The sequence below is a fragment of the Catenulispora sp. MAP12-49 genome (assembly GCF_041262705.1).
Lineage (GTDB): Bacteria > Actinomycetota > Actinomycetes > Streptomycetales > Catenulisporaceae > Catenulispora.
Genome location: NZ_JBGCCP010000002.1, coordinates 246747 through 266283, shown reverse-complemented (window position 1 = coordinate 266283; position 19537 = coordinate 246747). Strand labels below are relative to the sequence as shown.

Genomic DNA, 19537 nt, shown 5'->3' with positions numbered 1-19537 from the left:
CTGGCTTGTCGTGGCGATGGTTTTGCCGGCGAGTACCGGCAGTGCCTGGTGGTCACTGAACGGGCTCGAAGATGTTGTTCATGGTGTAGGTGAGCCGCTGGCTGGTCTGCGCCCCGTAGTAGTCGATCTCCAGGGCGTTGGAGAGCTCTGCCACGTCCAGGACCTCGCCGTGCTCGAACTCGCCGGCGACGATCCAGTACCGAGGGTGAGGTGTGAAGACCAGGTGCAGGTTGGGCTGGGCCTGGACGGCGTGGGTGCCGGTGCCGGACATTCCGATGCCGACGCTGGCCGCGCGCAGCGGCACGTCGCCGCCCTGCTCGACGTAGAGGTCGCCGGCGTGCCGGGTGGGGTCGGCGGCCAGGCGCTCGAAGGTGTAGGCGCCGTTGGACCGCAGGAACTGGACGGCCTGCTGGACCGGGTTCATCGGGTCGGCCGCCCAGACCTGGCTGGCGGTGAACGTCACCCCCGGCGACAGCGGCCCGGTCTCCGACCAGCAGAACGAGTAGTCCACGGTCCAGTCGAAGGTGACCGTGGTGGTCGGGTAGGCCAGTTCGACGAACCAGGCCAGGGTCTCCACCTGGACCCCCAGGTTGGTGTCCGGCACGCTCTGGTACATGCAGAAGTTGGTGAAGCCGCTGGAGTTGTTCTGGACTTCGAGGCGGTACGCGGCCATGGTCCTCCTCCCGTTTCCGGAATACGACGGCCGGCGCTCTGCCGACCCGGGCCAGATCAATGTGTTCATTGACCGGCTGCCTGATTCCAGAAGAACAGCGGCCGCCCACCCCGTCAATTCGAGAAGGATATTTCACCCGACTGACCCAGTGCATTGTCGTGTCGCACGGGGATGAATTCCGATATCGATGAGGAATTATTGTCTCGCGATTAAAAGAAATCGTCAGCCACGGAAATGGAGTCGGCGTATGCGATGTGTCGTCTGCCAGAAGGAGACCCCGGTGGTCCGCGGAGCCGGACGTCCACGAAAGTACTGCTCAACGGCCTGTCGCCAGCGCGCGTACCGTCAGCGGCACGAGCACGTGGGGAGTGCGCACCGCCCCGCGCCGACCCACCCCAAAGGCGGTGACGCGGGGACGGTCATCGCCGTCTTCATCGCTCCGGCGACAGTGGCGGAATGCATCGAACTGGGGATGCTGGGCGTGACGCAAATCCACTCCCGCGCACAGCCGCCTGATTCGCGGGCGCCAGACTCGGGAGAAAAGCAAAAACAATAAAGCGAAACAAAAACGATATCCTGAGCCGTCGACCGGGAAGTGCCGAAAAAGTGTTACGCGGTGATGTTGCGGAAACTAATTCCCCCACCGGTCGACCGCATACCTGACCGCACCGGCGACCGGCGCGTCGCCGACCACCGACACCGCCCCGGGCAGGCGCGCCGACGCGCTCCAGCAGCCGCGCGTTCCCCGCCGCCGGGATGGCACCGCCCAGGACGACGTCAGGATCGGCCAACCGCAGCCGCCCCGACGCGGCGAGCGCCATCGCCGCGATCTCGTCGGCCAGGACGTCGACCAGCAGTGCCGCCACCTCGTCGCCGGCGTCGCAGGCTCGGAACACGGCCGGCGCGAGCTGGGCCAGCCGCAGTTCGGGCAGCTCGCCGCGGTGGACGGCCAGCACCACGTCCTGCACCGTGGCCGTGCCGAAGTGCTCGATGACCGCGGCGCGCAGCAGCGTCGCCGGGCCGCGGCCGTCCTCGGCGCGCACTGCCCACCACAGCGCGGCCCGACCCACATCGCCGCCGCCGCCCCAGTCGCCGGACAGCGCGCCGAGCGCCGGGAAGGTCGCGGTACGGCCATCGGCTGCGACGCCGACGCAGTTGATACCGGTCCCGCAGACCACTGCCACACCTTCGCGGCTCGCGGTGCCGGCGTGGAAGAGGGCGAAGGTGTCGTTGGCGACGTGAACCTCCTTCGCCCAGCCGCGTTCCTCCACAGCGGCCTGCAACGCAAGCACCTCCTCGGGCAGGTCGGCGCCGGCCAGGAACGCCGCCAGGCCACGCACCGGCAGCGGCCAGCCGGCGACCAGCCCGGCCAGCACCTCCACGGCCGCCGCCACACCGTGCACCTGAGGCCGGAACCCGCCGCCGCTGCCGGCCGCCACAACGGTGCCGTCGGAACGCACCAGGCGCGCGTCGGTTTTGCTGTTGCCGCCGTCGATGGCGATCAGGAGCTCCCCGGTCATCGCGCCCACGGCAGGTACTCGGCGTTGGCAGCGACCAGTCGCGCGGCCAGCGGCTCGGCCATGGCGGCCTGACCGATCAGCGGATGCGCGAGCAGCGCCCGCTCGACCCGCTCCAGGCCGCCGTGCAGCGCCGCATCAAGCGCCAGCTGCTCGTAGGCCGACACGTGCGCCACCAACCCGGCGAACAACGGATCCAGCGGGGCAGCAGGAAGCGCCCGAGCACCGGCGGCGGAGATCTCAGAGGGCACCTCGATCACCGCCTCGTCCGGCAGGAACGGGAACACCCCGTCGTTGCGCGTGTTGGCCACGTGAACGGCGTGGGTATCGCCTATCACCGCCGAGATCAGCTGCACCGCGGCCTCCGAATAGTGAGCGCCGCCGCGTTGCGTCAGCAGCTGCGGAAGCTGCGTGAGACCAGGGTCGGCATACATCGTGAGCAGCTCGGCTTCGATCGCCTCGACCTTCTTGGCCCGTGATGGGCTGCTGCGCTGCTCGTCCAGCACGATGTCGTGGGCATAGAAGAACCGCAGGTAGTACGACGGAATGACGCCGAGGTTCCGTAACAACGCAACCGGCAGCCCGACCCGGGCCGACAACTCACCGCCGTGGGTCCGCAGCAGCTCCGGCAGCATGTCCTTGCCGTCCAGCACCGCCGAACGCGTCCAGGTCAGGTGGTTCAGCCCGACATGGTCGATGCCCAGCCGATCGGGGGCGACCCCGAGGTGCGAGGCGATCGTCATCCGCATCCCCAGGGCCACGTTGCACAACCCGATCGCGCGGTGCCCGGCGTCCAGCAGCGCCTTGGTGACGATACCGACCGGGTTGGTGAAGTCGATGATCCACGCCTGCGGCGCGAGCGCGGCGACCCGCTCGGCGATCCTCAACACCACCGGCACCGTCCGCAGTGCTTTGCCCAGGCCCCCGGCGCCGGTGGTCTCCTGCCCGATGCAGCCGCATTCCAGCGGCAGCGTCTCATCGCTGTGCCGGGCCTGCTGCCCGCCGACGCGCAGCTGAAGCAGCACCGCGTCGGCGCCGGCGACCCCGGCGTCCAGGTCGGTGGTGGTGACCAGCCGTGCCGGATGCCCGAGCTCGGCCAGGATGCGGCGGGCGAAGCCGCCGACGGTGGCCAGGCGCGGCTCGGCCGGGTCGACCAGGGCCAGTTCGGTCACCGGCAGCCCGAGGCGCGCGATGCCGTCGATCAGCTCCGGGGTGTAGGTGGAGCCGCCCCCAACGATGGCGATCTTCAACCCTTGACTCCTGTCAGCGTGACGCCTTCGATGAAGGCTTTCTGTGCGAAGAAGAACACGACGATCACCGGCGCCATCACCAGCAGGGTGGCGGCCATGGTGAGGTTCCACTGGGCGCCGTGGACGGTGCGGAACGAGGCCAGCCCGAGTGCCAGGGTCCAGTGCGAGGGCACTTCGGAGGTGTAGATCAGCGGCCCGTAGTAGTCGTTCCAGGCGTAGAAGAACTGGAACAGCGCCACCGCGGACAGCGCCGGCTTGGCCATGGGCAGGATCACCTTCAGCAGCACCCGGATCTCGCTGCATCCGTCGACGCGCGCCGCCAGGGAGTACTCCTCGGGGATCGTCAGCAGGAACTGGCGCAGCAGGAAGATCGAGAACGCGTCGCCGAGCAGCGGCGGCACCACCAGCGGCCACAGGGTGCCGGTCAGGTGCAGCCGGGCCCACATCACGTAGATCGGGACCTGGGTGATCTGCGGCGGCAGCAGCATCATGGCGATGACCAGCAGGAACGCGGCGTTGCGGCCGCGCCAGCGCAGCCGGGACAGCGCGTAGGCGACCGGGACGGCCGAGACGAGCGTGAAGCAGGTCGCCAGGCCCGCGTACAGCGCGGAGTTCCCGAGCCAGGTGAGCAGCGGCGCCTTGCGGAACACGTCGGTGAAGTTGGACCACTGGAAGTGCTTGGGCCACAGCTGCGCGGTGAGGGCTTGCTGGTCGCTCATCAGCGCGGTCAGCGCGATGAATATCAGCGGGGTCAGGAACGCCAGGGCAAGGGCGATCGCGACGCAGTGGGTGGCGATCCATCCGAGGCGCTCGCGCCGCCGGGCCCGGCGGGCTGCGGGATCGGTGAGGCGGACGCGGCCGCGGCGGCGCGCGCTGTTGCCGCCCGCGGCCGGTGTGGTGCGCTGGTCGGATCCGGTCAGTGTGCTCATGCGGCGAATCCTTCGGTGCGGCGCAGCAGCACCGCGGTGAAGCCGATCGCGATGGCGAACAGCACCACGCCCAGGGCGCACGCGTAGCCCATGTTGAAGCGCTGGAACCCTTGCGCGTACAGCCAGTAGGGGAAGGTCAGGGTGGAGCCGTCGGGGTATCCGGGGGCTCCGGAGGACGCGGTGATGTCGGCCGAGCCGCTGGCGACCTCGCCGGCCACGACGGCCTGCGTGAAGTACTGCAGTCCGCCGATCATGCCGGTGACCAGGGAGAACAGCAGGACGGGGCGGATCGTGGGCAGGGTGACGGTGATCAGCCGGCGCAGTGGTCCGGCGCCGTCGCAGGCGGCGGCCTCGTGCAGTTCCACCGGGACGTCCAGCAGCGCCGCGAGGAAGATCACCATGGTGTTGCCGGCGCCCCACAGCGCCAGCAGGACCAGGCCGGGTTTGGCCCAGTGCGGGTCGGTGAACCACAGCGGGCCCTGGATGCCGAACCAGCGCAGGATGGTGTTGACCGGTCCGGTGCCGGGGTTGAACAGGAACACGAACGCGATGGTCGCGGCGACCGGCGGGGCCAGGGAGGGCAGGTAGAACAGGGTGCGGAACAGGCCGGCGCCGCGTTTGATCCGGGTCAGCACCAGCGCTGATCCCAGGGCGAACAGCAGCTGGCAGGGCACCAGGATCGCCATGACCCATGCGGTGTTGCGCAGCGCCTGCCACAGGTAGGGGTCGCCGTGCAGCATGTAGCTGTAGTTGCGCAGGCCCACCCAGCGTGCCGGGGTGAGCATGTCGAAGCTGGTGAAGGAGTAGTAGACGGTGGCGCCCAGCGGGTACAGGAAGAACACCGCGACCCCGATGAGCCAGGGGCTGAGCAGCCCCAGGATCAGTTTGCGGTTTCTCATGGTGCGTCTTCTGGTGCGTCTTCTCGTGGCGCGGTTGTTCGGGTTGCGCTTTCTCATGGCGCGCCCAGCTTCAGCGCGGCGTTGTTCTGGGCGTCCAGATCGGCCAGGCCCTTGGTCAGGTCGCTGACGCCGCCCTGCTGCCAGCGCAGCGCGAACTGACCGAAGTTGGTCAGGTAGGCGCCGCCGTCGGTGCTGGCCGGGGTGGTCGTGGTGGCGGGGTTGGCGAAGACTTGCAGGAACGGCTGGAAGTGCGGGTCGGCGGCCAGTTTCAGCCCCGGGTAGGACAGTGCGGCCTTGGTGGTGGGGACGTTGCCCAGGCCGTCGGCGAACGCGGCGAGCGCCTGGGTGTCGGTGGTCAGGTATTTGACCAGTTCGAACGCGGCGGCCTGGTTCTTGCCGCCGCGGGGCAGGCCGATGACGTTGCCGCCGACGAAGCCGGCGCCGTACAGCTGCGGCTGGTCGTCGGCCGCCGGGACCGGGGCGGTGCCCCAGTCGACCTTGGAGCCGTCGGAGGTGATCATGGCGTTGCGCCATTCGCCGTCGACCATCATCGCGATCTTGCCGGTCTCGAAGGCGTTCTGGGCCGAGAACTCATCGCCCAGGCCGGCCTTGAACTTCTCCAGGTTCTTGGCGCCGAAGAAGTCGACCAGGTTCTTCTGCCAGGTCAGCATCGCGGCGACGGCGGGTTCCGCGGCCAGGTGCGAGGTGCCGTCGGGCGCCAGCCAGGTGCCGCCGAAGCTGGGCAGGAAGTGTTCGGCCACGGCCTGGTACACGCCGAGGTAGGGCATGAAGCCGGCGACTTGGATGGTGCCGTCGGGGCCCCGGACGGTGAGTTTCTCGGCCATGGCGGTCAGCTCCGCCATGGTTTTGGGCGGGCCGCTGTAGCCGGCTTGGGCCAGCAGGGTCTTGTTGTAGTAGAGCCCGAAGGTGTCGGCGAGCAGGGGCAGGGTGCACTGTTTGCCCTGGTAGCCGGTGTAGGACAGTACTGAGGTTGGGAACTGTGTCATGTCGACGCCGCCGGCTTTGAGGGCGGGCGTCAGGTCGGTGAAGGCGCCGGTGGAGCACCATTTGCCGACCTTGTTGGCGTCGAAGGCCAGGGCCACGTCCGGGGCGGTGCCGGCGCTGATGGCCTGGGTGACCTTGTCGGAGTCCTGGGCTTTGACCGCGTTGACGGTGATGTTCGGGTAGGCCTTGTGGAACATGGCCAGGACCGCGTTCATCGCGTTCACGTCGTGGTCGTCGGTGAACGGGTGCCAGAACGTGATGGTGACCGGTTTGCCGTCGTAGGCCTGCGGGGCCTTGCCCGACGGCTGCGACGCTGCCGGTGCCGAGCAGGCGGCGAGCGCCGCGGTGGCTGCGATGGCGGCGGCGGTGAGCACGGCGGTGCGAAGTGCGCGGAGTGTGCGAGGTCTGCGCATGGATCCTCCCGATTTTCTGCTCCAAATACTTACCACTTATTGACCGGTGGCCCATCGTGGGGCAGCATGCGTGGCGGAGTCAAGCGCTGGGTGCGGCAGACTGGTCCACGTCAGCATCCAGTGGTCAAGAAGGTGGTCAGGTAATGGTCGAGATTCCGGCGCCGGCGAAGGAGAGCCGGCACGGCAAGCGTCGGCGGGTGCGCGAGCATCTGCTGGACGTGCTCGAGGCGCTGCGGGTCGGCGAACCGATCCCGCCGGAGCGGGCTTTGGCCGAGGAGCTGGGCGTGTCCCGTCCGACGCTGCGGTCGGTGGTGGACGAGCTGGTCCGGGAGGGTCTGCTCGACCGGCGCCACGGCAGCGGGGTGTACGTCTCGCGCCCGAAGGTCGCCCAGCGTCTGCCGGGTGATGTGGACGGCGCGTGGAGCAGCCGGATCCTGGAGTTCGAGCCGGCACATCCGGCCGGCGCCAGGATCGGGCGCCGGCTGAACCGGTCCCCCGCCGACCCGGTGGTGCGGATCATGCGGCTGCGGCTGGTCGACGGCGAACCCGTCTCCATCGAGCAGCTGTACGTGCCCTACGACCTGGTTCCCGGCCTGACCGGCGAGGAGCTGGCGGGGGGTTCGTTCTACCGGACGCTGGTGGAGACGTACGGGATCGAGCCGGCGACGGCGTCGCAGAGTATCGAGCCGACGGTGGTGGACGCCGAGGAGGCGGCGCTGCTGAAGGTTCCGGTGCACACTCCGGCGCTGCTGTTCGAGCGGGTGACCAGGGCGGGCGACGGCCGGGTGGTGGAGTTCAGCCGGTCGGTGTACCGGGGCGACCGGTACCGGATCCAGTCCGAGCTGACGCTGTCGACCCACGCCGCCGGGCTGACTGTGGTGAACTCCTCCTGGAGCGCCGCCGCCGAGGGCACCGAGCAGCTTTCGCTGAATCCGTACGACGCGGCCTGACTGCCTGACTGTCGGCCGGCCTGACTGCCTGACTGACACTTTGCGACTCCTGCTTTTCCGTATGCACCGGTATCGAGTAGGAGGAACCACCATGATGCGTCGCCTCACCGCGGTCGCGTGCACGCTGGCGTGCCTGACGCAGGCCTCGGCGGCTTTGGCCGCCGCCAAGCCCGCCGAGCCCGCCGGCTCAGCGCACTGGCACTCGCACTCAGGCACCAGCGCGGCTTCGCCGCAGCTTCAGGCGTGGATGTATCCGGGGACGCCGGGGTCGGACCCGGCGTGTCTGGCGCAGTCGGAATACGCCGACGGCCGGCTGGCCACCGGTGTGCTGAAGCCGGAGTTCTTCACCATCTCCGGCACTCGCGGCACCGTGCAGGTCGAGTCAGGGCAGTGCAACGAGGACACGCCGTCGTTCGTCGCCGATGTGAAAGCCCACTCGGCCGAGCAGTTCGCCACGGTGTCGGGAATGACCACGGCCGACGTGTCGGCGCTGGTGAATTCCAGCAGCAAGCGCTCGGCGGCGGTGACCAAGCTGGTCAACCAGATCAACGCGGTCGGGTTCACCGGCATCGACGTCGACTTCGAGGACTACTGGTCGTGGAACTCCACGACGCTGACGAACTACGAGAAGTTCCTGAAGCAGCTGGCCACCGCCCTGCACGCCTCGGGCCGCAAACTCCAGGTCGACGCCCCGGCGATGGTGGCCGACGCCGACTTCTACGACCTGGCCGGCGTCGCGGCGACCGGCGTGGACGAGGTGGAGATCATGGCCTACGACGAGGAGTACGACTCCACAGCCGGCCAGCGCTGCCTGGCGATCACCCCGTTCGCCTGGCTGACCAGCGTGACGCAGTACGCCCAGAGCAAGATCCCGAACCCGGCGCAGCTGGTGATCGGGCTGCCGTCGTACGGATACAGCGCACCGGCGGCGTGCGACACCTCGCAGATCACGGGGAACATCCCGAACGTCACCATGGCCACGATGCCCGGCTACAGCTCAGATCCCGGGACGATCGCGGCGCGCCGCGATTCCGGGTCCGGGGAGATCCGGTGGACCAGCGGCGGGATGCTGTACGACTACGTGGACTCCACCGCCATGGACCGCAAGCTCGCCGTGCTGCAGGGGCTGGGGGTCACGAAGGTCTCGGTGTGGAGCCTGGGCGGCAACCCCTGGTTCTGATCAGCCCAGTTTCGGGGAACCGATGAGCCGGCCCGGGGTGGGATTCCCGGGCCGGCTCTATGGTGAATCGCGTGAGCAGACGACGCTACGTGGCAAAGGGCGTCCCCGGCGGCTACCGGATCTGGGACAACAAGATCCGCCGCTGGTGGGGTGACCTGTATGAACTGTGCCCGGATGATCTGCTTCTCGAGCTCAACGGCGATGCCGACCCGGCAAGGATCACCGCGCTGCTGAGGCGTTACAGAGCCCTGAAGCGCTGAACATTCCCGGCCGGCCGTAAGCCTGCCTCAGGCCACCCCGACCAGCTTCGTCAAGAACCGCTCCACCTGCTCCTCCAGCGGCGGCCACGGCAGGTCCGGCTGGTTGACGCGCATCGACATCGCGCCGTGTACCGCGGCGCGCAGGTCCAGGGCGACCAGGGCGGCGTCGCCGGGCGGGGCGAGGCCGGCGTCCATGCAGCTTTGGCGGCCGGCGCCGCCGCGGCGACCGTGCACGGCGTGAACACCGCCAGCCTCGGAGCCGCCGCGGCGCCGGTGATCGCGGCGGCGGCGGCGGTGATGGGCGTGGCAGGGAGCTGATCACCGGACCGGACATCAGGCCCCGGACAACCGGGGCCTGATGTCCGGGTACCTGGGGCCCGGTGTCCGCTGCCCGGCGTTATCCGATTGCTTCATCCCTGGTCAGGCCCGTACCGTGACCGCTCGTGGAGAAGATCACCGCCGCGGTGGACGCCGTCGACTGGCCCAGCCTGGACCACGCCTACGGCCCGGCCACCGACACCGCCGGACACCTGCGGGCGGCACTGGCCGGAGACGCCGCCGCGATCGGCGAGCTCGACATGTCGCTGTACCACCAGGGCGGCTGCGTCTACCCGGCGGCGGCAGCGGCCGTGCCGATCTTGATCGACCTGGCCTGCGAGCCGGCCATCGCACACCGCCCCCTGATCCTGGACATGCTGACGAGCTTCGCCGCCCTGCTGGGCGACATCGGCGACCCGTGGCGTTCCAAGCCGCAGGCCCAAGCGCTGCGCACGACCATGCAGGCCGCGCTCGTGCGCTTCATCGAGCTGCTCGACGACGCCAAACCCGGCGTGCGCATGGCCGCCGCCGAACTCATCGCCGCCTACGACTGCGACACCGCCTCCGACACAGACTCCGACATCGGCCAGATCACCGACGCCCTGCGCCGCCGCTTCCCGATCGAATCCGACCACCGCGTCCGCGTGACACTGCTGCTGGCGCTCGGGGAACTGTCCTCCCAACTGCCGCCCGACGCCCGCGCCGCCGAGGCCGCCTGGGCGCAGCAGGCCACCCGCACCGACCGCCGCGCCCGCCTGGCCGGACTCATCGCACGCCACCAGCTGGGGCCGGCGCGCGCTGATGCCACCGACATCCTTCAAGCCCTCGCCGATCCGGCGCTGGTCGCGAAGGACTACTTCGCCGACGCCGCGACCGTCGGCGAGTTGGCCACCTGGGTTTCCCACCGCGTCGCCGACCGCGACTTCCACCAGCGCCTGGCATCGTGGGCGCTGACCAACGACGAGGTCCGCAGCAGCGGTTCGCAGGTGTTCATGCAGGTCGGCGGTGTGATGCTGCGTTCGCGCGCGGCCACGGCGGAGCTGGTTCCGGACATCGCACCGCTGCTGAGGCATCCCGTGCCCGAGGTGCGGCTCGGCGCCGCTCACCTGCTCGCCGCAGCCGGAGCACCCGCGCAGCCGTACGCCGACCTGCTCGCCGACGCCGTACACGACCCGGACGACGCGGTCGCCACCCGTGCCCTGTGGGCGCTGGCCAGCCTCGGCGATGCCCGCGCGGTCCCCGACCTCATCGCGGCCATCGAAGCCATCGAGGCCACCAGGGCCAGCGGGTCCGTCAACGGCACACCCGACCGGTTCCCCGCGCGCAGGGTGCACTACAGGAGCTGGCCCGTGTCGTTCATGCTCACCGACCTACCGGGCCTGCTGGACGTCCTGATCCCGATGCGCCGGCATGCCGAAACCCTGATGCCGGCGCTACGTCGACGGCTCGCCCAGGACACCACCACCCCCGGCGTGCACCATCTCACCGAGTCCCTCGCCGCCTTCAGCCCCGCCTCGGCCGCCGCGGTACCCGAGCTCAGGGCCCTGCTGGAATCGGCGCACGCCGGTATGGCGTGCAACGTCCTGGGCACGCTGGGGCCGCTGGCCGCCGACGCCGCCGAAGACCTGCACCGCATCGGCACCTCACCGCATCCGGACGCCGAAGCCGCAGCGTGGGCCTACCTGCGCATCACCGGCGAGGCGGCACCGCTGCTGGGTGCGCTCAGCTTCGAACAGGGACTGTCCGGCGCGCACGACACGTTCCGCCGGGCCGCCGACCTCGGCCACCGAGAGCTGGGGCCGGCCGGCGACATCGCGGCCATGATCGAGGCCATGCTCCAGGCCAAGCCGGAGTACTGGAGGACCTGGCCCGGCATCCAGGCCGCCTGGGCGCACTGGCGGATCACCGGCGAGTCGACGCTGTGCCTGCGCGTCTTCGACACGGCACTGGATCCGCTGCGCCACGGCAGGCAGCGTCCGATCACCCGGCAGGTCCTGCGCTACCTGCCCGAGCTCGGCGCGGCCGCGACGCAGTTCCGGCCACTGCTGGAGAGCACGATCGCCAGCAGCGAGCGCCTGAGCTACAGCGGCGGCTGGCGCGGGATCGCCGAGGACGACGAGGCGGTACGGCTGGCCCGCGCAGCGATCTGATCGAACAACGCGCTGGTGGCTTCGGCAACCGTCAACGCGGTCGTATCCAAAACCAGGTCCGCGGCGACTGCCGACACCTGCCGCAGCGCCTGCTCGATGACAGCCTGCTGCTCCGACACACCGAGCCCCCGCAGCTCGTCACCGGGAATCGCAGGCCCCGCACCCCGGGCACGCAACGCTACGCGCTCGGCCAGAGCCGGCGGATCCGCATCCAACCGGACCACCATCACCGGCACAGGGCCCAGAGCCCAGCGGTAACGGTCGAAATCGTGCTGCGCGCCGATGACGCCGGTGACCACCAGGTGGCGCGCGCCGGCGTCACGGAACGTGCGCCAGCCGGCGGCCAGGACGGTGGCTTTGAGGCGGTGGTGCTGCGGGTCGTCGGCGGGGACGGGACGGCAGAAACCGAGCTGGGCCAGGTCCATGTAGGCGCTCTTGGCGACGGTGCGGTTCAGGCGGGTGAACAGGGCGTAGCCGATCGTTGATTTGCCGACGGCTCGGGCGCCGGTCAGGAAGACGACCGGCACAAATGCGGCCTCAGACATGCGGCTCACGCCTCCCTGCCGCTACGAAGCACGGGCCACACACCGCCGACGCCGCAGATCTGCTGCGCGAGGTGCTGCGGGCAGCGCCCGTCGGTGTCGACCACGACGTCTGTCAACTCACTGCGGTCCAGCACCTCGGCCTCTTCCAGAGTCTGCGCCACGTGCTCCACCAAGTAGCCGCGCCGCAGGAAACGCTCCTGCAAAACCGTCCGGCTGGCACGCAGCCTGCACAGCGTCAGCGCCGCATCGGGCACCGCCTGCGCATACAGCCGCACCTCATCGGCGCTGCGCACATAGCCGCTGAGCACCAGGTACTGCGCGCCGGCAGCACCGAACCCCTGCCACGCCGCCGCCAGGTTCGCCGCTTTGATGCGGTGGTTGTCGGGGTCGCCGTCGCCGGCCGGGTAGCACAGCCCCAACTGGTCGGCGTCCACGAAGGCACCGTCCATGCCGGATGCGCCCAGCAGCCGGTGGATCTCCCAGGCGACGGTGCTCTTCCCGACGCCGGATGGCCCGTACAGCCACAGGAACGGCAAGCCCGCCTTCGTCATGGAAGCCGATGCTGGCAACCACCTGCCCGCGCCGGCAACCGAATATGGCGCGCCGAGGCCCGGCCCGGCAGCTCGAGTGCCAGCGGTGAAACCGCCGCGTAGCCGCCGTGAAAGCGGCCGCGCCTACCTTCGGCGGCAGAGCCCACGAGGGTATGAAGGAGCGCGAGGACATGAGCACAGACACCACCGCCGTCGAGGCGATCGGGCTGCAGAAGGACTTCGGGAAGTTCCGGGCGGTCGACGGTATCGACCTGGAGGTGCGCCAGGGGGAGATCTTCGGCGTGCTGGGGCCGAACGGCGCGGGGAAGACCACGGCGTTGCGGATGCTGGCCACGCTGCTGCCGATCGACGGCGGGCAGGCCCGGGTGTTCGGGGTGGATGTGGCGCGCGAGCCGCACCGGATCAGGCAGCTGATCGGGATCACCGGGCAGTACGCCTCGGTCGATGAGGACATGACCGCCGCGGAGAACCTGTGGATGTTCGGGCGGCTGCAGGGGCTGCGGTCATCTGATGCGCGCGCCACGGCCAAGCGGCTGCTGGGCCAGTTCAGTTTGCAGGAGGCCGCCGACCGGCCGATCGCGCAGTTCTCCGGCGGGATGCGGCGGCGCCTGGATCTGGCGGCGAGCCTGATCACCCGGCCGCCGCTGATCTTCCTGGACGAGCCGACCACCGGCCTTGATCCGCGGACCCGCGGGGAAATGTGGGACACCATCCGCGACCTGGTCACCGAAGGCTGCACGGTGCTGCTCACCACCCAGTACCTGGACGAGGCCGACCAGCTGGCCGGGCGCATCGCGGTCCTGGACCGGGGCCGCAAGGTCGCCGAGGGCACGCCGGAGCAGCTGAAGGCCTCGGTCGGCAACTCCACGCTGCAGCTGCACCTGGCCGCCGGCGCCGATGCCGAGCAGGCCCGGCAGGTCGTGATGCGCATCGCCGGCGCCGAACCGGTGCTGACCCCGGAGTCCGGCCGCATGAACGTGCCGCTGGACGCCGCCGACCGGGCCGCGGACGTGCTCATCGGGCTGCGGCAGGCCGGGGTGTCGATCGCTTCGGTGAGCGTGGCCCAGCCGACGCTGGACGAGGTGTTCCTCGCCCTCACCGGCCACGGCGCCGACACCGACGACACCGACGCCGACAACCTCCCCGCCTTCGCCGACCACACCGCCTTGGAGACCCAGTGACCACCTCCGCCCCGACCTCCGCCCCCGCCCCCGCGCCGGCCGCCAAGGCCGGGTCACCGGCGCGCACCGTCGACCCGGCCGCGGCGGTCGCCGCCGCCCGCGCGCACGGCACCCCGCCGAGATCGGCAGCCAAACCCTGATCATGGCCTGGCGCGCGCTGAAGAAGATGCGCCGCAACCCCGAGCAGTTCTTCGACGTGACGATCCAGCCGCTGCTGTTCACCGCGATGTTCGCGTACATCTTCGGCGGCGCGATCTCCGGCGGCGTCAGCGCCTACCTGCCGGTGCTGATCCCCGGCATCGTCGCCCAGACCGTCCTGACCACCTGCATGTCCACCGGGGTGCAGCTGCGCGAGGACATGGACAAGGGCGTGTTCGACCGGTTCAAGTCGCTGCCGATGGCCCGGATCGCGCCGCTGGCCGGCCCGATGATCGCCGACCTGGTCCGCTACCTCATCGCCTCCGGCCTGACGTTCGTCGCAGGGCTCATCATCGGCTACCAGCCCGGCGGCGGCGTGCTCGGGGTGGCCGGGGCGATGCTGCTGGCGATCGTCACCGGCTGGTCCCTGGCCTGGATCTTCACCTGGCTCGGCACCATCACCACAAGCGCCAAGTCGGTGCAGGGCATCTCGATGCTGATCCTGTTCCCGTTGACGTTCCTGTCGAACGCGTTCGTGCCGGTGCAGACGCTGCCGCACTGGCTGGCCGACTTCGTGAAGGTCAACCCGGTGTCGCACCTGGTGTCCGGGACCCGGGCGCTGGCCAACCACGGCACGGTCAGCGGCGAGGTCGGCTGGACGCTGCTGGCCTGCGCCGTCGTGGTCGCGATCTTCGCGCCGCTGTCCACCCGCTGCTACCGCCGAAGCCTGTAGCGGGTTCTTTAGCGGGCTGCCCGTGCCGGCTTCCTGTGAAAGGGCAGCCCTCAGCAGTCCCCTGATCGCTCCGGCAGCCGCCGCGCCGCCGCCCGCGCCTCATCCAGCAACTCCGGCGGGCGGCGGCCGGCGTACTGCGCCCGCAGCCCCTCAAACTCCTCCAGCCCGCCGGCAAGCGCCTGCTGCGCCGCCGCCACGATCGGCTCCCACGCCATCGACGGCAGCATCCGGTTGTACGCGAACCGCTCAGCCAGCACCACCAGGCGCACCGCGTCGGCGGCCGGCGCGGCGGCCCGCAGCAGCGCCCACGCCCCCAACGACAGCAGCAGCAACCCGGCCGCCGGATAGTCCAGGCGCTCGTTGCCGGCGGTCAGCACCCGCAGCGCACTGCCACGGCAGGCCACGAACATCTCCTGCCCGCAGCCCAGCTCGTCGGCGGAAACCCCGTACCAGGCGTGCGCGTTCAACACCAGCGCGTCCCCGAAGTAGCTCCACAGCTCGGTACCGGTGCGCATGACGTCGGGAACCTCGGTCTGGTGCATCCGCTGCGCGCACTCCCGATACAACCGCAGCCCCGCCTCGGTCGCGCCGTCGGCCAGCAGCAGCTCGGCCCGGCAGATGTGCCGGAACACGTCGGTCCCGAAGGAGGCGGCCCGCATCTCGATGCCGTCGATCCGCGCCAACTGCGCCCGGGCCTGCTCCAGCCGGCCCGCGCCGATGTCACACAGCACCAGCAGCGCACGCAGCTGCGCCTCGTCGTCGTTGGCGCCGAGCCGTTCCACCACCGGCAGCGCCGCCAACGCGTGAGCCACCGCGGCCTCGGTGTCGCCGAGCTGCATCGTCAGCTCCGCCAGCAGCGCGTGCGGCATCGCGAAAGCCCACGACCCGGCATCAGCATCGACATCGGCATCGGGTGAGGCCAGCTCCAGCACCCGCTGCGCGGCCGCCAACGCACCGGGCAGATCACCCTCGTTCTCCCGGTGCCGGCTCAGCCACAACGCCGCCACCGAGGCCACCTGCCGATCCGGCGACGCCGCCAGGGCCACCAGCCGCGCCGGAAACGCCTCATCAACGACCGGCGCACACGTCAGCAGCACCTGAACCAGAGCCGCGACATAGGTGTCCTGCCCGCTGGCCGGCCCCAGCCGCCGCAGCACCTGAAACAGGTCGGCACGCTCCCCGGACAACGCCAGCGACGTGTTCAACGTGACCGCCACCGCCGCCCGCGCCACATCAGCCAGCTGCGGCGGCGGCTCCCACTCACCCAAGGCGTCGCGCACCCCGCCGCCGACGACCAGCAGCCGAATGTGCTCCCCGCGCATCATCCACATCGTGCCCAGCGCCGCCAACAGCTGCACCAGCGACTCGCAGTCCCCTTCGGCGATGGCGCCGCGCAACTCATCGGCCAGGTTCGTCTCCTCCGCGCCGAGCGCGTCGATCGCCGCGAACTGCCCGCCGTCGGCGAACCGCAGCCGCTGCGCCCCGACGTACCGCACAGCCCAACCCCGCAGCGCCGCCCGCGCGGCCGCCTCGCATCCGGCGCGCGCCAGCTGCATCCGGCCGTATTCGCGCACGGTCTCCAGCATCCGGTAGCGCAGGCCCGACGGGCTTTCCCGCACGGTCAACAGCGACTGGTCGACCAGAGCCTGCACCGCGTCCACCACCGCCGCCGCATCGTTGGCTGCCGGGACTGCCGCATCACCGGCCCCAGAGCCGGCCGTCGTATCGCCGAGCACTGCTTCGGCGGCGGCCAACGTGAACCCGTCGTGGAACAGCGCCAGCTGCCGCAGCGCCCGCCGGTCGGCCTCACCGAGCAGGTTCCACGACCATTCGATGACGGTGAGCAGCCCCTGATGCCGGTCCGGGGCGCTGCGGTCGCCGCCGCGCAGCAACGCGAACCGGTCGGCCAGCCGCCGGTCGATCTCTTCGGCGGCCATGACCCGCACTTTCGCCGCGGCCAGCTCGATCGCCAACGGCAGCCCGTCGAGTCTGCGCACGATCTTGGCGATGACCTGCTCGGGAAGGTGCGCGCCGGGCCGGGCGGCCAGGGCCCGTTCGGTGAACAGCCGCGCCGCGTCGGCGGCGCCGAGCTGCCCGAGCGGATACAGCTGTTCGGCGGCGATGGCCAGCGGCGCCCGGCTCGTGGTCAGCACCCGAACGTCGGGGGTGGCGGCGACCAGGAACGCCACCAGGTCGGCGACGGCCTCGATGAGGTGTTCGCAGTTGTCCAGCACCAGCAGCGTCGGCACCTGCCCCAACTGCTGCGCGATCCGGGCCCTGATATCGGAGCGTTGCCGGGCGCCCAGGGTGGTGCGGCCGCTGACCGAGTCCCGCACCCCCAGCACCGAGCCGACTTCGGTGGCCAGGTCCTGGGCCGACATCACCCCGGCCAGTTCCACGAAATACACCGCCGGCTGCTCGGCGGTCCGGGCCATGACCTGGGCAAGCCTGGTTTTGCCGAGTCCGCCGGCGCCGACCACCGACACCACCCGCGCCCCGGCCAGCACCGCCCGCAGCCGCGCCACGTCGCCTTCGCGGCCGATCAGCGTGGTCGCGTCGTAGCGCAGCCCGTGCCGCACCGGCCGGTCGGCTGCCAGCAGCGCACGCTGCACCCGCGCCAGCTCCTGCGACGGGTCGGTTCCGAACGCCTCGCGCAGCTGCCGCCGGTAGGTTTCGAACCGGTCCAGCGCCGCCGCCGGACCGGTCACCGCTGCTTCGCTGCGCAGCAGATCAGCGAGCAGCGACTCGTCGTGCGGGGCGCGGGCGTGCGCGGTTTGAAGCCGCGGCAGCGCCTGGGTGTGGGCGCCGGCGCGGCTGGCGGCGCGCGCGGCGACCAGCCGCGCGGCCTCGGTGTCGGCGGCTGCGGCACGGCGGATGTCGGCCAACGGGCCGCTGTCCTGCTCGGCCGGTGCGCCGGCCAGGGCTTGCGCCAGTGCCAGTGCTTCGGCGGCCAGGTGTGCGGCGCGGGCGCTGTCGTGGTCCAGGGCGGCTTGGGCGTCGTGGACGAGGCGGGCTAGTCGGGTGGCATCGACATGTTCGGGGGCGGCGCCGAGCCGGTATCCGGCCGGCTCGCGGGTGATGATATCGGTTCCGCAGGCGCTGCGGGTGCGCGATACCAGCACTTGCAGGTTTTTCACGCTGGTGCCGCCGGCGCCGGGGCCCCAGATGGCGTCGATGAGTTCGGCGGCGCCGACCGGCCGGCCTTGGTGTGCGGCCAGGACGGCCAGCAGCGCCTGCGGACGCTCACCCACGACGGGGATGCCGTGCCAGCGCACGTCGTCCAGCAGGGTCAGCGCGATACTCACCGCCCCAAGTGTAGGAGCGCGGTGGTGGGTGTGCGGTGCGGGTTTCGGGCCCGATTTTCAGGGCCCGACTTTCAGGGCGCGAGTTCTCAGGCGCGGGTGAAGGCGACGCTGACGTTGTGCCCGCCGAAGCCGAAGGAGTTCACCAGCGCGGCGCCGAAGCGGTGGTGCCGGGGTGCGCCGGTGATGAGGTCGAGTTCGGCGGCGGGGTCGGGGGTGTGCAGGTTGCGGATGGCCGGGGCGGCGCCGTCGCGCAGCCCGTGGACCGCGGCCAGCGCCGCCAGGGCTCCGGAGGCGCCGAGCAGGTGGCCGGTCATGGATTTGACGGCGCTGACCGCCGGGTGGGTCCCGACGGCTTCGGTGATGGCGGCGGCTTCTTCCACATCGCCGCCGACGGTGGCGGTGGCGTGGGCCTGGATGAGGCCGATGTCGTGGCCGGCCAGGCCGGCTTCGCGCAGCGCGGCGCGCATGGCGCGGACTTGGCCGGCGACGTCGGAGGCGGTGATGTGGCCGGCGTTGGAGGAGATACCGGCCCCGGCTGCGGCAGCCAGGGGCACCGCGCCGCGGGCGCGGGCGAAGTCGGCGCGTTCCAGGACCAGGACGGCGCCGCCTTCGCCCAGGACCAGTCCGTCGCGGCCGGTGTCGAAGGGGCGGGAAGCACCGGCGGGGTCCTCGTTGCGTGTGGACAGCACGGTCATCTGCGCGAACGCCGCCAGCGGCAGCGGCAGCACGCAGGCTTCGGCACCGCCGGCGACGACGACGTCGGCGCGGTCCAGCCGGATCAGGTCGATGGCCATGGCGATGGCCTCGGCACCGGAGGAGCAGGCGCTGACCGGGGTGCGGGCGCCGGCACGGGCACCGAGTTCCATGCTGACCCAGGCGGCGGGCCCGTTGGCCATCAGCATGGGCACGGCCAAAGGAGACACCCGGCGCGGCCCGGCCTGGCGCAGCACCTGCTCCTGGGCCAGCAGCGAGGACACGCCGCCGATGCCGGTGCCGATGACGACCGCGAGCCGTTCGGGATCGACGGCGGGCCGGCCGGCCTGCTCCCACGCCTGCCGGGCACTGATCAGCGCGATCTGCGCACACCGGTCCAGGCGCCGGACCTCGATACGGGACAGCGCCTGCGCAGGTTCGGTGTGCAGCTGCGCGGCGATGCGCACCGGCAGGTCCTGGGCCCAGTCGTGCCCGATCGCGGTGACACCGGAGCGCCCGGCGAGCATCGCCTCCCAGGTGGAAGACGCGTCGGCGCCCAGCGGGGTGGTGGCTCCCACGCCGGTCACGAGGATTTCTTCACGGGCTGCGCTGGCAGGCATGTGCGGGCCTTTCTACTGCTGCATCTCCGGGTGCCGTCACGATCACCCTTCCAGCCGCCGGGCCCGCGAACGTAGGCCGTCATCCTCCCGAGATCAGCTCTCGATGTTGTGCGGTTCCCACCACAGGTGTCACAGGATCTGATCGAGTGCGACGGCCAGTGCGGCGGAGGTCGGCGCCGGTTCCACCGTCGTTACGGCGGCCTCTCAGCGGTCTTGGGCATTGGCGG

15 protein-coding genes and 2 pseudogenes are annotated in these 19537 nt (G+C 70.8%); 6 read left to right on the top strand and 11 right to left on the bottom strand.

What is annotated here, in order from left to right; all coding sequences use genetic code 11:
- Positions 1-52: 52 nt before the first annotated feature.
- The 6 genes from ABIA35_RS05285 to ABIA35_RS05260 all read right to left on the bottom strand — a co-directional run bounded on the left by ABIA35_RS05285 (position 53) and on the right by ABIA35_RS05260 (position 6686).
- Positions 53-673, bottom strand: coding sequence for a protein rhiA (locus tag ABIA35_RS05285; RefSeq protein WP_370357037.1), 621 nt, complete (start codon positions 671-673; stop codon positions 53-55).
- A 431-nt stretch (positions 674-1104) separates the two neighbouring features.
- Positions 1105-2193: an N-acetylglucosamine kinase gene (locus ABIA35_RS05280; RefSeq protein WP_370357036.1), complete on the bottom strand. Its 1089-nt coding sequence runs from the start codon at positions 2191-2193 to the stop codon at positions 1105-1107.
- Positions 2190-3440: a 6-phospho-beta-glucosidase gene (locus ABIA35_RS05275; protein WP_370357035.1), complete on the bottom strand. Its 1251-nt coding sequence runs from the start codon at positions 3438-3440 to the stop codon at positions 2190-2192. The genes ABIA35_RS05280 and ABIA35_RS05275 overlap by 4 nt, the downstream gene beginning before the upstream one ends.
- Positions 3437-4369, bottom strand: a complete 933-nt coding sequence (locus ABIA35_RS05270) for a carbohydrate ABC transporter permease (protein WP_370357034.1) — start codon at positions 4367-4369, stop codon at positions 3437-3439. The genes ABIA35_RS05275 and ABIA35_RS05270 overlap by 4 nt, the downstream gene beginning before the upstream one ends.
- Complete coding sequence (locus ABIA35_RS05265; protein WP_370357033.1) at positions 4366-5268, bottom strand: carbohydrate ABC transporter permease; 903 nt, start codon at positions 5266-5268, stop codon at positions 4366-4368. The genes ABIA35_RS05270 and ABIA35_RS05265 overlap by 4 nt, the downstream gene beginning before the upstream one ends.
- Positions 5269-5321: 53 nt before the next feature.
- The gene (locus ABIA35_RS05260; RefSeq protein WP_370357032.1) at positions 5322-6686 is read right to left on the bottom strand and encodes an ABC transporter substrate-binding protein; all 1365 of its coding nucleotides are present in this window, start codon (positions 6684-6686) and stop codon (positions 5322-5324) included.
- A 143-nt stretch (positions 6687-6829) separates the two neighbouring features.
- Here ABIA35_RS05260 and ABIA35_RS05255 point away from each other — a divergent pair, with 143 nt between their 5' ends.
- From ABIA35_RS05255 to ABIA35_RS05245, 3 genes are all read left to right on the top strand, one after another.
- The gene (locus ABIA35_RS05255) at positions 6830-7636 is read left to right on the top strand and encodes a GntR family transcriptional regulator (protein ID WP_370357031.1); all 807 of its coding nucleotides are present in this window, start codon (positions 6830-6832) and stop codon (positions 7634-7636) included.
- A 91-nt stretch (positions 7637-7727) separates the two neighbouring features.
- Positions 7728-8816, top strand: coding sequence for a glycosyl hydrolase family 18 protein (locus ABIA35_RS05250; RefSeq protein WP_370357030.1), 1089 nt, complete (start codon positions 7728-7730; stop codon positions 8814-8816).
- A gap of 71 nt (positions 8817-8887) precedes the next feature.
- The gene (locus ABIA35_RS05245; RefSeq protein WP_370357029.1) at positions 8888-9076 is read left to right on the top strand and encodes a hypothetical protein; all 189 of its coding nucleotides are present in this window, start codon (positions 8888-8890) and stop codon (positions 9074-9076) included.
- Positions 9077-9103: 27 nt separating this feature from the next.
- On the opposite strand, the pseudogene ABIA35_RS05240 reads toward ABIA35_RS05245, so the two are convergent.
- Positions 9104-9280, bottom strand: a pseudogene (locus tag ABIA35_RS05240) (TetR/AcrR family transcriptional regulator); the annotation flags it as partial.
- 239 nt (positions 9281-9519) lie between these two features.
- On the opposite strand from ABIA35_RS05240, the gene ABIA35_RS05235 reads away from it, so the two are divergent.
- Complete coding sequence (locus ABIA35_RS05235) at positions 9520-11544, top strand: HEAT repeat domain-containing protein (RefSeq protein WP_370357028.1); 2025 nt, start codon at positions 9520-9522, stop codon at positions 11542-11544.
- Here the strand turns inward: ABIA35_RS05235 and ABIA35_RS05230 are convergent.
- The gene (locus ABIA35_RS05230; RefSeq protein WP_370357027.1) at positions 11475-12089 is read right to left on the bottom strand and encodes a hypothetical protein; all 615 of its coding nucleotides are present in this window, start codon (positions 12087-12089) and stop codon (positions 11475-11477) included. The genes ABIA35_RS05235 and ABIA35_RS05230 overlap by 70 nt on opposite strands.
- Positions 12090-12094: 5 nt before the next feature.
- Entirely contained in the window at positions 12095-12640 is a 546-nt protein-coding gene (locus ABIA35_RS05225; protein WP_370357026.1) for an ATP-binding protein, read from the bottom strand.
- Positions 12641-12810: 170 nt separating this feature from the next.
- Here ABIA35_RS05225 and ABIA35_RS05220 point away from each other — a divergent pair, with 170 nt between their 5' ends.
- Positions 12811-13821 carry an ATP-binding cassette domain-containing protein gene (locus ABIA35_RS05220; protein ID WP_370357025.1) on the top strand — a complete coding sequence of 337 codons (1011 nt, stop codon included), beginning with the start codon at positions 12811-12813 and terminating at the stop codon, positions 13819-13821.
- Positions 13818-14692, top strand: a pseudogene (locus ABIA35_RS05215) (ABC transporter permease). The gene ABIA35_RS05220 and the pseudogene ABIA35_RS05215 overlap by 4 nt, the downstream one beginning before the upstream one ends.
- A gap of 50 nt (positions 14693-14742) precedes the next feature.
- Here the strand turns inward: ABIA35_RS05215 and ABIA35_RS05210 are convergent.
- Positions 14743-17997 carry a BTAD domain-containing putative transcriptional regulator gene (locus ABIA35_RS05210; RefSeq protein ID WP_370357024.1) on the bottom strand — a complete coding sequence of 1085 codons (3255 nt, stop codon included), beginning with the start codon at positions 17995-17997 and terminating at the stop codon, positions 14743-14745.
- A gap of 86 nt (positions 17998-18083) precedes the next feature.
- Complete coding sequence (locus ABIA35_RS05205) at positions 18084-19310, bottom strand: beta-ketoacyl synthase (RefSeq protein WP_370357023.1); 1227 nt, start codon at positions 19308-19310, stop codon at positions 18084-18086.
- Between the last annotated feature and the right edge of the window lie 227 nt (positions 19311-19537).

Excerpts from the sequence above, each read along its gene's own strand:
- ABIA35_RS05270 (WP_370357034.1), bottom strand. The coding sequence starts at position 4,369 with ATGAGCACACTGACCGGATCCGACCAGCGCACCACACCGGCCGCGGGC.
- ABIA35_RS05285 (WP_370357037.1), bottom strand. The coding sequence starts at position 673 with ATGGCCGCGTACCGCCTCGAAGTCCAGAACAACTCCAGCGGCTTCACC.
- ABIA35_RS05255 (WP_370357031.1), top strand. The coding sequence starts at position 6,830 with ATGGTCGAGATTCCGGCGCCGGCGAAGGAGAGCCGGCACGGCAAGCGT.
- ABIA35_RS05265 (WP_370357033.1), bottom strand. The coding sequence starts at position 5,268 with ATGAGAAACCGCAAACTGATCCTGGGGCTGCTCAGCCCCTGGCTCATC.
- ABIA35_RS05260 (WP_370357032.1), bottom strand. The coding sequence starts at position 6,686 with ATGCGCAGACCTCGCACACTCCGCGCACTTCGCACCGCCGTGCTCACC.
- ABIA35_RS05250 (WP_370357030.1), top strand. The coding sequence starts at position 7,728 with ATGATGCGTCGCCTCACCGCGGTCGCGTGCACGCTGGCGTGCCTGACG.
- ABIA35_RS05220 (WP_370357025.1), top strand. The coding sequence starts at position 12,811 with ATGAGCACAGACACCACCGCCGTCGAGGCGATCGGGCTGCAGAAGGAC.
- ABIA35_RS05230 (WP_370357027.1), bottom strand. The coding sequence starts at position 12,089 with ATGTCTGAGGCCGCATTTGTGCCGGTCGTCTTCCTGACCGGCGCCCGA.
- ABIA35_RS05225 (WP_370357026.1), bottom strand. The coding sequence starts at position 12,640 with ATGACGAAGGCGGGCTTGCCGTTCCTGTGGCTGTACGGGCCATCCGGC.
- ABIA35_RS05280 (WP_370357036.1), bottom strand. The coding sequence starts at position 2,193 with ATGACCGGGGAGCTCCTGATCGCCATCGACGGCGGCAACAGCAAAACC.
- ABIA35_RS05205 (WP_370357023.1), bottom strand. The coding sequence starts at position 19,310 with ATGCCTGCCAGCGCAGCCCGTGAAGAAATCCTCGTGACCGGCGTGGGA.